The organism is Streptomyces sp. NPDC044106 (genome assembly GCF_056433985.1).
This window is the reverse complement of sequence record NZ_JBWKFZ010000007.1, coordinates 246,092-258,087: the sequence shown is the minus strand read 5'-3', so window position 1 is coordinate 258,087 and position 11,996 is coordinate 246,092. Positions and strand designations below refer to the sequence as shown.

General features: G+C 72.4%; 11 protein-coding genes, 1 pseudogene and 1 riboswitch. Of the genes and pseudogenes, 4 read left to right on the top strand and 8 right to left on the bottom strand.

Annotation, left to right across the window (positions count from 1 at the left end; all coding sequences use genetic code 11):
- Positions 1 to 9: 9 nt before the first annotated feature.
- The 3 genes and pseudogenes from AC07DI_RS14715 to AC07DI_RS14705 all read right to left on the bottom strand — a co-directional run.
- Positions 10 to 642 (bottom strand): annotated as a pseudogene (locus AC07DI_RS14715) (ABC transporter transmembrane domain-containing protein); the annotation flags it as partial.
- A gap of 481 nt (positions 643 to 1,123) precedes the next feature.
- On the bottom strand, positions 1,124 to 1,873 hold the full coding sequence (locus AC07DI_RS14710; protein ID WP_478904693.1) for a transglycosylase SLT domain-containing protein: 750 nt from the start codon (positions 1,871 to 1,873) through the stop codon (positions 1,124 to 1,126).
- 2 nt (positions 1,874 to 1,875) lie between these two features.
- Positions 1,876 to 2,032: riboswitch (cyclic di-AMP (ydaO/yuaA leader) on the bottom strand.
- 474 nt (positions 2,033 to 2,506) lie between these two features.
- Complete coding sequence (locus tag AC07DI_RS14705) at positions 2,507 to 2,935, bottom strand: hypothetical protein (protein ID WP_478904692.1); 429 nt, start codon at positions 2,933 to 2,935, stop codon at positions 2,507 to 2,509.
- 174 nt (positions 2,936 to 3,109) lie between these two features.
- On the opposite strand from AC07DI_RS14705, the gene AC07DI_RS14700 reads away from it, so the two are divergent.
- From AC07DI_RS14700 to AC07DI_RS14685, 4 genes are all read left to right on the top strand, one after another.
- Positions 3,110 to 4,159, top strand: a complete 1,050-nt coding sequence (locus AC07DI_RS14700; protein WP_478904691.1) for a hypothetical protein — start codon at positions 3,110 to 3,112, stop codon at positions 4,157 to 4,159.
- A gap of 2 nt (positions 4,160 to 4,161) precedes the next feature.
- A complete protein-coding gene (locus tag AC07DI_RS14695) occupies positions 4,162 to 5,271 on the top strand; it encodes a hypothetical protein (protein ID WP_478904690.1) in 1,110 nt (369 codons plus the stop codon).
- A 145-nt stretch (positions 5,272 to 5,416) separates the two neighbouring features.
- Entirely contained in the window at positions 5,417 to 5,809 is a 393-nt protein-coding gene (locus AC07DI_RS14690) for a hypothetical protein (protein ID WP_478904689.1), read from the top strand.
- Positions 5,810 to 5,869: 60 nt separating this feature from the next.
- Complete coding sequence (locus AC07DI_RS14685; RefSeq protein ID WP_478904814.1) at positions 5,870 to 6,580, top strand: phosphatase PAP2 family protein; 711 nt, start codon at positions 5,870 to 5,872, stop codon at positions 6,578 to 6,580.
- 7 nt (positions 6,581 to 6,587) lie between these two features.
- Here AC07DI_RS14685 and AC07DI_RS14680 read toward each other — a convergent pair whose 3' ends face one another.
- From AC07DI_RS14680 to AC07DI_RS14660, 5 genes are read right to left on the bottom strand one after another with little or no spacing between them, the layout of a single operon-like run.
- Positions 6,588 to 7,913, bottom strand: a complete 1,326-nt coding sequence (locus AC07DI_RS14680; RefSeq protein WP_478904688.1) for a glutamate-1-semialdehyde 2,1-aminomutase — start codon at positions 7,911 to 7,913, stop codon at positions 6,588 to 6,590.
- Between the two features lie 36 nt (positions 7,914 to 7,949).
- Positions 7,950 to 8,498, bottom strand: a complete 549-nt coding sequence (rfbC, locus tag AC07DI_RS14675; RefSeq protein ID WP_478904687.1) for a dTDP-4-dehydrorhamnose 3,5-epimerase — start codon at positions 8,496 to 8,498, stop codon at positions 7,950 to 7,952.
- Complete coding sequence (locus AC07DI_RS14670) at positions 8,495 to 9,736, bottom strand: polysaccharide pyruvyl transferase family protein (RefSeq protein WP_478904686.1); 1,242 nt, start codon at positions 9,734 to 9,736, stop codon at positions 8,495 to 8,497. The genes rfbC and AC07DI_RS14670 overlap by 4 nt, the downstream gene beginning before the upstream one ends.
- Complete coding sequence (locus AC07DI_RS14665; RefSeq protein ID WP_478904685.1) at positions 9,733 to 10,689, bottom strand: glycosyltransferase family 2 protein; 957 nt, start codon at positions 10,687 to 10,689, stop codon at positions 9,733 to 9,735. The genes AC07DI_RS14670 and AC07DI_RS14665 overlap by 4 nt, the downstream gene beginning before the upstream one ends.
- Positions 10,686 to 11,996 carry a hypothetical protein gene (locus AC07DI_RS14660; RefSeq protein WP_478904813.1) on the bottom strand — a complete coding sequence of 437 codons (1,311 nt, stop codon included), beginning with the start codon at positions 11,994 to 11,996 and terminating at the stop codon, positions 10,686 to 10,688. Before AC07DI_RS14660 ends, AC07DI_RS14665 begins: the two co-directional genes overlap by 4 nt.

The following is an 11,996-nucleotide window of genomic DNA, read 5'->3' as shown; positions in this document are numbered from 1 at the left end:
GGCGAGAGCGCCGTCGGTGAGCAGAGCGGCGCCGCCGACGAGGACGACGAGCAGGACGAACGGCGGTGAGAGGACGAGCTGCATCCCCGCGGCGATCCTGGAGAGGCCGCGCACCCACCGGTGGAAGGTGTCCGTGAAGTCGTCCACGGCGGCACGGAACTCGCGGTGCGCACGCCCGGATCCGCCGAACGCCTTGACCACCGCGATGCCCTGCACGAACTCGACGACGGAGCTGGAGATCCGTCCCATGGCCGCGTCGAACGCCTCCTGCTCGCGCAGCCGGGCCGGTGTCATCATCAGCGGAACCAGCGCCACCGCCAGCAGCACGGGGACGAGCGTGATGAGGGTGAGCCGCCAGTCGACGGTGAACAGGTAGACCAGCGACACCAACGGGACCACGAACGCCGAGACGAGCTGACCGGGGGCGTGGGCGATGAACGGGTGTACGGCGCTGACGTCTTCCCCCACCACCTTGGCCAGCTCACCGGTGCGGCGCCGGGAGAACCAGCCGATCGGCGCCCGCCCCAGCCGGGAGGCCAGTTGCCGACGGAACGAGAGCTGCACCCGGCCGTCGAGGACGTGCCCGATCCCGGACGACGCGCCTGTGCACAGCAACCGGACGAACAGCCCGGCCGCACCCACGGCCACGGCCGACCAGACGTGCCCGCGGTCGACCGGCCCCGGCGACAGCAGGGCACGCCCCACCTCGAGGACCGCGAGCAGCGGCGCGAGACCCGCGACGGCACCGACGACCTGCAGGATGACGACGGCGGCGAAACTCCGGGCGTACGGGCGCAGCAGCGCTGCCGGGCTCTGCCCCGGCGCCGGACTTGCCTCCCTCACCGGGCGGAGACGGCGCGCGCGTCGGCGAGCGGCGGGTGGGTGGCGGTGAACGGCGGGATGGCTGTGGCGAGTTCAGGGTCCATGCCCGTCATCCTCACCGGCTGCCGCCGCGGAATCGTCCGCCGAGTGTCGGCTCTCTCGCCCGATTCACGCACCGACCGGCGCGTACGCCGGTAGCACCCAGGTGCTACCGACGCACGAAAGGCTTGTCACCTTTTGAAGTCGCCCTTTGCATCGGCGAGTTCTGGAGTTCTTTCCATTCGGCGACGCCGGCCCGCTTTTAGTAGGGGCCGTTCACGTTGTCGATCGAACCGTAGCGGTCGGCCGCGTAGTTGCAGGCGGCCGTGATGTTGGCGACCGGGTCGAAGCTGTCCAGCGAAGTGCCGGGCACGTGGTAGGCGGTGAAGGTGGGGGCGATAACTTGCAGGAGCCCCTTGGAGGGGGTTCCCGCAATGGCGTTGACGTCCCAGTTGTTGATGGCCAGCGGATTTCCGGAGGACTCGCGCATGACGTTGCGGTGAATGCCCTCATAGGTGCCCGGGATGCCGTGCTGGGCCATGATGTCGAGCGATTCCCTGATCCAGCCGTCGAGGTCGTTCGGGTAGGACCTCACGGCCGGGGCGGTGGGGGCATCGGCGGCGAGCGCGTCGGTGTTGCCGGAGCGGTCCGCCCGCTCGGCGGACGTCCTGGAGGCGGTCCCGGCCGCGTCGTCCTTGCCGAGGGTGAGCTTGAGGCCGGGGTGTATCAGCCCCGGGTTGTCGCCGAGAATGCCGCGGTTCTGCTGGTAGAGGGCCTTCCAGCCGCCGCTCAGGGAGTGCTCCTTGGCGATCTTGGAGAGGGAGTCGCCGGCGAGGACGACGTAGGTCTTCGGGGCCGCGGTGGGCTTGGCGGCCCCGTCGGCCGGTGCCGCGGCGGCGGTGGTGGCGCCGAGCACCGGCAGGACGAGCACGGCGCCGCCCGTGCCCGCGGCGGCGATGCCCCGGGTGAGCGGGCTCGACTTGGGGCGGCGGTGCTTTCCCTTTGCGGGCATGACGCATTCCTCTCCGTCGCCTGCGAGGTGAGCTGTCGGGTTCGGACGGGAGATGTCCGGACGCACGGTGAATGCGCCTTCACCCCGAGCCGTCCCGGAATCCGGGTCGGCGGCTTACCTGGGTCCCCCGCTCCTGCCGGGCGTAAGTGAGTGGTGGAAGGGATTCCGGACAGCGGCAGGATTCGGCGTTCCATCCGGATTGGCGGTGACGTTAGACGAGAAAGACAGGACGGAACAAGATACGAATTTGCATCGGCAATGCGTGAGGGCTGTCGCTGAAGATCGGAAACTCCTCGCCGCCTTTGATCCAAAAGCCCAACTCTCCTGGAGTGGCGCGGGAATGCGCGCGGAGATTCCCGGAGCGGGGTACGGCGGACGGTGTGACTCAATTCACCGAATGGGATACGGCCCGGAATGGAATCGACGGGCCGTCAGAATGTGAGCCGTTTCGCTCGGGCGCATCGCGAAAGCAGGCAGTTGCCTACATGGGGTGCCAAAGGGTGGAAAGATGAAATTACGGTTCAAACCTGGACATAGTCCTACTGCTGTCCGCCGGACGGTGAGGCGATGCCCCCCGCCCGGTCCGCACATGGCGCTGCCCCCGCCGAAAAGGCGGGGGCAGACGTCAAGCCGTCAGGCGGCGACCCACCCCGTCTTGAGGTAGGGGGAGTTGGGGAAGTCGAGGTAGAAGTAGACGCCGTCGTTGAAGTCCTTGCCGAGGACGGTCCACTTGGCTGCCTTCGCCGTGACCCAGCCCTTGCAGACCTTGTTGTCGGGGTTCCGGTTCTTCAGGTAGCAGAGCTTCATCTTCGTGTCCCGGTCCGGCTTGACCTGGATGTCGTCGCACCGGTTGGTGGTCACGTAGTAGCCGTCGCCCTGGGGCGCGTACTTGTACCCGTCGTACGACCAGTCCCCGCCGAGGCAGGAGGCGACCGACGCGTGCCCCACCGACGGGGTGGCCGGACGCTCGGACGGTGCGGCGGTCGCGGAGGCGCCGCCGATGATCCCGGCCGTGAGGACGCTTGCCGCCAGCGCGGTGGTGAGCTTCGTGCGAGTCAGCACAGTTCTCCTTCTGGTGCTCGATGGCGGATACCGGTCAGGCATCCGTGAACGATCTCACCGGCTCACGGATTGTTCGTCAGGCCTGGTCCGAGCCACCGAACAATCCCGTTCAGCTCTGTTCACCGCTGGGCGGACGCCCTAGGCTGAGCGCCCTTCGCGGCCTTGGGAGGTCCTGTGCACGGTCTCCGCGTGGTCATCGTCTGCCTCGTCATCGCGTGTGTCACCGCGGTGTCGCCGGCCTCGGCCGTGACGCCGGGCTGGTCGGCGGTGCCGGTTCCGGCGGCGGTCGCGCCGGTGACCGTGCTCGATCTGGCCGCCCGCGGTTCCGGCGAGGCGTGGGCGACCGGGTACGAGCAGGCCGCCGACGGGATGCGGCCGATGCTGTACGGGTGGGACGGCGCGAAGTGGAGCCGGGACACCAGCTTCCCCGGCGTCGGCGAATCCGGCTGGCTCGGCAAGGTGCAGTTCGTCGGCGAGGAAGTGTGGATCTTTCACAACCGCGCGGGGGAGGGGGAGATCCTGCGCCGGTCGGCCACCGGCTGGAGCACAGTTCCGCTGCCGCGGACCCTCTGGACGTACCAGGACTTCACCGCGGTACCGGGAGCGGCCTGGGTCGTCGGTGAGGACGACACCGGCCTGAAGGTGTTGCACTACGACGGCGCCCGCTGGACCACCCGGCCCACCCCGGACGGTGTGCTGTTCCTCATGGGCGTCACCGCGCGTACCGCGACCGACGCCTGGGCCTGGGCGGACACCGACACCGGGACCGCCGTTCTGCGGTGGGACGGCACGGCGTGGCGGGACGCGAAGGTGCCGCTGCCGTCGAACAGCAACGTGCACACGATCCTCCTCGAACCGTCAGGACGTGCCACGATCGGCGGCAGCCAGTACACCGACGGCGTGACCCGCACCTACCTGACGGCCTGGAACGGGCGGGCCTGGCGCACCACTTACCCGGCGCTGGGTGACACCTACACCGAGGCCACGGTGCGCGGCCCCGACGGCGCGCTGTGGCTGCCGGTGCGCAGCGACCGCGCGTTCCGGTCGAAGTACGCGCGGGTGGACGGCGCTCGTACCGCCTTCTCCTACGGCCCGGAACGCACGAACGCCATCGACGTCCAACCGCGTGCGCTGACGAGCACCGGCCGCTCCCTGCTGTCCTTCGGCACCGTCGAGATCTACGGCTCGAAACCGAATCTGATGAGCGAGCGGCTGGGAGGCTGACCATGGTGCGTCGACTGCTCGTCGCGGCCCTCGCCGTCGCCCTGGCCCTGGTGACCGTCATGACGACGGCCGCGGCAGAGACCCGGTCCTGGCAGCACGTCCCGGTCCCGGCGCAGGTACGCCCACAGGCCGGGCTGAACGAGGCCGTGGCGTTCGGCCCCGACCGGGCGTGGGCGGTCGGGGCCGACGCCGTCGGCCGTGCGGCGCCGGGTTTCCCGCTGATGCTGCGCTGGGACGGGACCGCGTGGCAGCGCGAGAGTCTGCCGGGGGTCCGCTGGCAGGGCGAGCTGCTGTCCGTCGCCGCGACCTCACCGGCCGCGGTCTGGGCGGTCGGCCGGGACTCGACGGGCGGCTCCCACCTGCTCCGCCACGACGGCAAGGCCTGGTCCGAGAGCCCGCCGCCGCGCGGTGTCGTGCTGGGCGAGGTCGTCGCCGGTGGCGGCGAGACCTGGCTGACCGGCTCGCGGAACGGCGCGCAGGCGCTGCTGCGCAGGGACGGGCGCGGCTGGCGGGATCTGCCGGTGCCGCCGGGATACGTGAACGGGCTGCACGTCCTGGCCGCCGACGACGCCTGGGCCGCGGGCGCCACCGGATCGGGGGCGGCCGTGTCGCATTGGGACGGGCAGGCGTGGCAGCAGACGATCGTCGACGGGTTCCCGCGCTCGGCCGTGGGCAGCGTGCTTGCGGTCTCGAAGACGGAGGTGTGGGCGGGCGGCACGGCCGGATTCGTCGGCGGTCCTGTGGGCAAACCGATCCCACCCCTGCTCGTCCGCTGGGACGGGCAGGCGTGGAACCGGGTGACCGTGCCCACCGACTTCGGCTCGGTCAGCTCGCTGACGCCCGGTACGTCCGGCGAACTGGCCTGGGTATCGGTGACCCGCTCGCAGAAGCTGGGCCCGCCCGGCAGCTATCCGCCGCTCGTCCCGGGGCCGGACTTCCTGGCCTGGAACGGGCAGTCGTTCACCGAGTACGCCGAACCGGCGGTGGCCGGGGAGGGCGACTCCCGGACGCTGCGCCTCGCCCCGGTGCCGGGATCGGCGACGGTGTGGTCGGTCGGCCGCGCCGACGGTCCCGAGGGCGCGTTCGCGCCGCGCGTCCTGCGGTTCGGGTGACGGGCCTTCCGCGAGCACGGCGACCTTCCTCACGAACTGCCCGGCTGCCGCTCCTCGGCCGGCGGGCTCCCGGCCGGCAGGTGAGCATGTGTGGTGCGTGCCGGGTTCCGGGCGCCGTCGACCGAACGTAACGCCGGGAGCCGTCATGTCTCAGCCTCGTCAGCAGCAGACCCCGCCGGGTGCCACCTCCGGGATGACCCCGCGGCCCGACCACGGCGAGGAGAGCTACCGCGGATCGGGGCGGCTGGCCGGCGGGACGGCCGAACCGCTGCGTCACTCCTTCGCCACCGCGCAGATCCTCTCCAACGTCGGCGCGCCGGTCCGCGTGCGGTCGGGCGCCTGGGACGAAGAGCTCGGCCGGGCCGAGACGCTGCTGCTCCCCGCGGTCTGCCAGGACGTCGAGATCACCGGGCCCGCCGACGTCCTCTTCGGATACCTGCCCGACCTCGACCGGGACGTCCGCGCTCCGCTGCGCGCGGCCGGCTACCCGCCCCACCTCATCGACACCCTCGGAGCGGTGGAACCAGCCGCGACTTGACGGGACATGACTGATCTCGTCGTCCTTGGGCAGGGTGGTGAAGATGCCCTTGGGGGGATGATGGGACATGACGGGCGGCTCGCGGTGCTGCCCCGCGCGCCGCGTGCGTGGCTCGGACTGATCGCGGGCCTCGCCGCGCTCGTGGTCGTCGTCCTCGGGGTCCTGTACGCCGGGCACAGCGAGCCCGGCAGGGTGGACAGGTGGGTCGTCCGGCCGACGGCGGACAGTGTGGGGCCCCCGTGGCGGCACGTCGCTCTGGCCGTGGACTTCCTGGGAGAGCCCGCCGGAGCCGCGATGCTGGTCGTGGCCGCCGTGGCGGGCTGCCTGCTGCTTCGCAGTCCCCGTGCGGCGGTGCTCATCGTGGTCGGCCTCGCCGTGACCGTGGTGACGGCGACACTGCTCAAGTACCTGGTGGGACGCACCATCCACGGGGACGACAACCTCTCCTACCCGAGCGGGCACACCGCCTTCCTCACCGCGCTCGCCCTCGTGGCGGCGCTCCTCGCGACCGGCAGGCTCGGCCTCGGCAGGGCGGCGGGCACCTCACTCGTGCTCGCCGCGGCGCTGGTCGCGGGCGCCGCCATGGGCTGGGCGCAGGTCGCCCTGGGCGCGCACTACCCGACCGACGTCCTCGGCGGCTGGTGCACCGCGCTTGCGGTGATCCCGGCGACGGCCTGGCTGGTCGACCGGACGGCGGACGGGATCTCCGGCCGAAGGGCCGATCGGAAGGTCCCTGAGGAGGCCGACGCCGGTCGGTGCGAGCGGCGCTGACGCCTCGTCACGCTAAGCGGCGGAATACCGGCTTCACCGGCCGTCCGGCCAGCCAGGGGCCGGGATCGGCGGCGTGCAGCGCCTTCCGGTACACCGCGCACGCCCCGGCCACCACGTCGACGGTGTGATCGATGTCGGCGTCGTCGAGCGCGCTGCTCACCACGAACGACGGGGCGAGGACCCCGCCCGCGAGGAGGTGGCGCAGGAACAGGGTGCGGTACTGCTGCGACGGCCGCCGGTTCTCGTCGAGGGTGGCGAAGACCAGGTTGCTGGCCCGGCCCCGCACCACGACGTGGTCGCCGACGCCCATGCTCGCCGCGGCCTCACGGACCCCCGCGGCCAGCCGCTCGCCGAGCGTGTGCAGCCGCGCCGTGATGCCCTCCTCGACATAGGTGGCCTGCACGGCCATCGCGGCGGCCAGGGAGTGCGTCTCCGCACCGTGCGTGGTGGAAAGGAGGAACACCCGGTCGTCACGGTGGCGCAGTCCGCCCCGCTCCATCAGCTCGCGGCGCCCGGCGAGCGCGGAGACGGCGAACCCGTTGCCCAGCGCCTTGCCGAACGTGGACAGGTCGGGGACGACGCCGTACAGGCCCTGGGCGCCCGCCTCCGACCAGCGCAGCCCGGTGATCATCTCGTCGAAGACGAGTACGCAGCCGTGCCGGTCGGCCAGTTCGCGCAGCCCCTCCAGGTACCCGGGCGGCGGCTCGCTGTGCCCGGCGGGTTCGAGGATCAGGCAGGCGACCTCGTCCGGGTAGCGCGTGAGCACCTCCTCCGTGGCGGCCAGGTCCCCGTACGGGAAGGCCACGGTGAGCTCGGTCGTCGCCGCCGGAATGCCGGCGGACATCGGCGTGGTGCCGATGAACCAGTCGTCGACGGAGAAGAACGGATGGTCGCCGCAGATGGCCACCCGGGGGCGCCCCGTGACGGCGCGGGCCAGGCGCACCGCGGCCGTGGTGACGTCGGAGCCGTTCTTCGCGAACTTCACCATCTCGGCGGTCGGCACCGTGGCCAGGAAGCGTTCGGCGGCCTCGACCTCCAGGATGGACGGCCTGACGAAGTTGCTGCCGCGGTCGAGTTCCCGCCGCACCGCCTCGATCACGCGGGGGTGGGCGTGCCCGAGGCTGACCGACCGCAGACCGGAGCCGTACTCGACATAGCGGTTGCCGTCGATGTCCCACACATGGGCGCCGCGGCCGTGGCTGATGACCGGGGCCAGGCCCTCGGGGTACTGGTCGTCGCCCTTGGCGTAGGTGTGCGCGCCCCCCGGGACCAGGGCGTGCAACCGCTCGTTGGCCCGCCGCGACCGGGGCAGTCGGAATTCTTCGGTGTCCACGACGACCTCAGCTCTCTCCGTGCTTCGACTTCTGCTTCAGGACTTCTGCTTCAGGGCGTCGGCGAGGCTCGGTGCCTCCCGGTCCCGCCGGGACATCGACGTGACCGGCAGCGGCCACGGAATGGCGAGCTCCGGATCGTCGAAGGCGATCGTCACGTCCTCGGCCGGGTCGTGCGGGCGGTCGATCCGGTAGGAGGTGTCGGCGGTGTCGGTCAGCGCCTGGAAGCCGTGCGCGCACCCCGCGGGGATGTACAGGGTCGTCTGGGTCTCGCCGGACAGCTCGAAGAAGGCCCGGTTGCGGTACGTCGGCGAGTCCGGCCGCAGGTCCACGACCACGTCGAAGATCTTCCCGTACGAGCACCGCACGAGCTTGGCCTCCCCGTCGCCGGAGCGCAGGTGCAGCCCGCGCAGCACGCCACGGACGGAGCGCGACAGGCTGTCCTGGACGAAGGCGTGCGGGTCGAGGCCCACCGAGCGGACCACGTCGGCATCGAAGGTGCGGCAGAAGAAGCCGCGTTCGTCGGCGTACGGCGTCGGCTCGAAGAGGAACGCGCCGGTGATCTCCGGCACTTCGGTCGCTTTCATCGGATCTCCCGCTGGGCATGGGCTCGGGTGTGGTCGCTCGACGGGAACAACGCCGCGCTCAGGGCGGTGAACTGGTGTTCAAGGCGCCGGGTGGCGGCGAGGTTTCGCTCGGTGAGGATCCGGCGCAGCTGCGCCGAGTGCTGCTCCAGTTCCCGGAACTGGGTGAGGAGCCGGTCGGCGTCGACCTCGCGGGCCGGATGGCAGTACGCGCCGAGGCCCATCAGGGCCATGAGCGCGTCGCTCTTCGCCGCGTAGCTGAGCGCGAGCGTCGGTGTGCCGGCCTTCAGCGCGCAGACGAGGTTGTGGTACCGGGTCGCCACCACGGCGTCGGCGGCCACCGTCTCCTCCATCAGGTCGGCCAGCGAGGCCGTTTCGGCGGCGGTGACCAGCGGTGAGCCGACCGCGTCGAGGATCGCGGCGACCACCGGCGCGTCACACGCGTCACCGGTGAGCAGCCGGACCTGCCGGCCGTCCGCCACCAGCGCGCGGACGAACCGGGTCGTCCCTTCGAGGTAGCGCCGGTGGATCTCTTCGGCCCTGGCCCGGTCGTCGTTGCTGCCGTGGAAGGCCATGACGCCGACGCAGACCGGGCCGGGCGCGCCCGCCGGGGGAGCGCTCGCCCGCGGCGCAGGCAGCGCGAACGCGAGGTCCGGGTAGACCTCGTCGCGTCCGGTGTCCACGCCCATCTCCCGCAGCGCGTCACGCGACAGCGTGTCCCGGTACGAGCGGTAGGCGGCGAGCCGGGCCGACCAGCGCACCAGGGCCCGGGTCGGCCGGTCGGCGATCGCGGCGGCGCCGACGCCGACCAGCGCGACCCGGGTGCCGAACAGCCGGCCGCTCGCGCAGAGCAGGAACAGCGAGTACGGGAAGCCCCACGGCCGCAGCGGCAGCGTGGCCTCCAGGACGCCCATGCCCGGCACGATCACCACGTCGTGCCTGCGCACCCAGGCGGCGGTGCGGAAGACGTCGACGAGTTTGCCGAGCCCCTTCCCCACGACGGCACCCGCGCGCGACGCGGTCCGGTACTCCCCTCGGTACCAGTGCAGCCGCGTAGCGGGGATGCCGTACCGGGCCGTGACCGTCCCGGGTCCGCCGCACAGCGCGTCCACGGCCGCCTCAGGATGCGCCGCGCCGAGGTGGCCGAGCACGGCCTCCAGCGACCCGTCGTTGCCGAGGTTGCCGGAGCCGAGCAGGCCGAACACCCCGACGCGCACCCGGGGTTGGCCCGTGGATGTCATGCCCGTCCGCCTTCGCGGCCCTCACGGCCGGCGACGAGGGCGTCGACGGAGACGGTGAGCAGGGCCGGGTCGACCGGGGCGCGGTCCTCGACCCGCTCACCGGCGCCGGGACGGGCCCGGCCGGCCAGCCATGCGGCCAGGTGGCGGTAGCAGGCGCGCCGGTCGGCCGGGGACAACGGCGCCCGCCGGATCGCCGAGACGAAGCCCCAGACGTACTCGGCGAGCAGCCGGGGCGTCGGGTGCAGCGGGCCCGCCCTGCGCGGGTCCAGGTTGACGCACCGGGCGCGCTTGCCGGGGTTCGCCCGCTCGGCGCGGGTGGGGTGGTCGCGGCGGAAGTACAGCAGTTCGGGCACCTGGTGGAAGGCCCCGTGCAGGGTGATCTCGGCGACGAACGTGCGGTCCGCGTGGTGGTAGCTGTCGTGCGGCTTCACCCGGCGCAGCACGTCGGCCCGCATCACCCCGTAGAAGTCGTCGCCGCCGGGCTCGAACAGCAGGCTGCGGAAGCGCTCCGGCGCGTCGGGGGAGTCGGTGGCGAGCCCGTACTCGTAGGGGACCTTCACCTGCCCCTCGGCGTCGATGACCGCCTGCCCGGAGTGGGCGAGGACGATCTCGGGGCGCTCGTCCAGCGCCTCCACGCAAGCCCGCAGCAGGTCCCGGGCGTACAGGTCGTCGTGCGACGCCCACTTGAACAGCTCGCCGCGGCACTGGGTGAAGACGTAGTTGTGGTTGGGGGCGGCGCCGATGTTCCGCAGCAGCCGGACATAGCGGATGCGCGAGTCGTTCGCCGCGTACTTGCGGCAGATGTCCTGCGTTCCGTCGGTCGAGGCGTTGTCGGTGATGACCAGCTCGAAGTCCTCGTACGTCTGGCCGAGCAGCGCGTCGAGCGACTCGGCCAGGTACTCCTCGCCGTTGTACACGGGCAGGCCGATGCTCAGCCTGGGTTGGGCGGTCATGAAGTCCTCACTTCGGGGATGGGGTTCTTGGAGCGCTCGCGCAGGGCGGACCGCAGCTGCAGCCACCACACGGCCGAGCCGCAGACGGTCGCGGCGGCGACGCCCCAGGCCGAGCCGACGGTGCCGGCCGCGGCCGCCCCGCCGAGTCCGCCGCCGACATAGAAGGCGGAGGCGATCAGCTGGCTGCGCAGGCTGCGGCGGGCCGCGGCGAGCGCGCGCAGTCCGGCCGCCGCGCCGGTGCCCAGACCGGCGCCCGCGACACCGAGTGTGACCGGCACGATGAGCTCGGACGCGGAGTTCCAGACGTCGCCGAGCACGAGCTCGCCGAGCCGGTCGGGCATCAGCAGCAGCGCCGCGCCCCAGATCAGCGCGGCGACGGCCTGCACGCCGCCGAGCAGGAGGCAGAACACGCCGAGCCGGTGCGGTGCCTGCCGCAGCACCCGCGCCGCCTCCGCGACGGTGACCAGCGAGAGGCCCATCAGCACGGCCATGAACGGGCCGAGCAGCAGCTCGGCGCCGCGGATCACACCGACCGCGCCGACCCCGACGATCGCGCCGAGCCCGTACGCGCGCAGCTGGCTCGCGCCGCTGACGCCGACGTTCTCGGCCAGGTACCGGTAGCTGAGGTCGCGGTGGTCGCGGAGCCACTCGCGCGCGCCGCCGGGCCGGGGCCGGATGCCGGACTGGAAACAGCCGTACACCGCCGCCACCGCGGCGGACGTGCCCCAGGCGAGCACGAAGGCGGCCACGCTGCCCACGCGCGCCGCCACCACCATGGCGGGGACGAGTGCCACGCCCCACACGAGGTCGTTGACGAACGCCTTGCGCCCGGTGCCCGCGGCGAAGAACGAGTACCGCCAGGCGTCCTGGAGCAGAAGGCCGGGCAGCACGGCGCCGAGGCAGGCGAACGCGGGCCCCACCCGGCCGCCGACCACGAGGCCGACCACCAGGCTCACCGCGCCGAGGGCGACACCGACGCCGAGCGCGGTACCCGAAGAGCGGGCCACCGCGCCGCGCCAGGACGCCTCCGGCACGCCGCTGAAGCGCACCACCAGCGGGTCGGTGGCGAGGCCGCGGGAGACGCTGAGCACCACGCCGTAGGTCACCCAGGCGAGGCTGAACACGCCGAAGGCGACGAGCCCGAGCGAGCGTGCCACGTAGACGCCCACCACGAAGTTGCTGATGCTGGAGGCCGCCTGGTCGGCAAGACCCCAGGAGAGCCGGCCGACGACGGCCCGCTTGGCGGCGGACCGGGCGCCGGAGCCCTGGTCCGCCGGGGCCGTCGTCTTCTCCCCGCCGGTGGTCAT

Coding starts and splice junctions, on each gene's coding strand:
- AC07DI_RS14660 (WP_478904813.1), bottom strand. CDS start 11,996: ATGACCACCGGCGGGGAGAAGACGACGGCCCCGGCGGACCAGGGCTCC.
- AC07DI_RS14670 (WP_478904686.1), bottom strand. CDS start 9,736: ATGACATCCACGGGCCAACCCCGGGTGCGCGTCGGGGTGTTCGGCCTG.
- AC07DI_RS14685 (WP_478904814.1), top strand. CDS start 5,870: ATGGGACATGACGGGCGGCTCGCGGTGCTGCCCCGCGCGCCGCGTGCG.
- AC07DI_RS14695 (WP_478904690.1), top strand. CDS start 4,162: ATGGTGCGTCGACTGCTCGTCGCGGCCCTCGCCGTCGCCCTGGCCCTG.
- AC07DI_RS14710 (WP_478904693.1), bottom strand. CDS start 1,873: ATGCCCGCAAAGGGAAAGCACCGCCGCCCCAAGTCGAGCCCGCTCACC.
- AC07DI_RS14665 (WP_478904685.1), bottom strand. CDS start 10,689: ATGACCGCCCAACCCAGGCTGAGCATCGGCCTGCCCGTGTACAACGGC.
- rfbC (WP_478904687.1), bottom strand. CDS start 8,498: ATGAAAGCGACCGAAGTGCCGGAGATCACCGGCGCGTTCCTCTTCGAG.
- AC07DI_RS14690 (WP_478904689.1), top strand. CDS start 5,417: ATGTCTCAGCCTCGTCAGCAGCAGACCCCGCCGGGTGCCACCTCCGGG.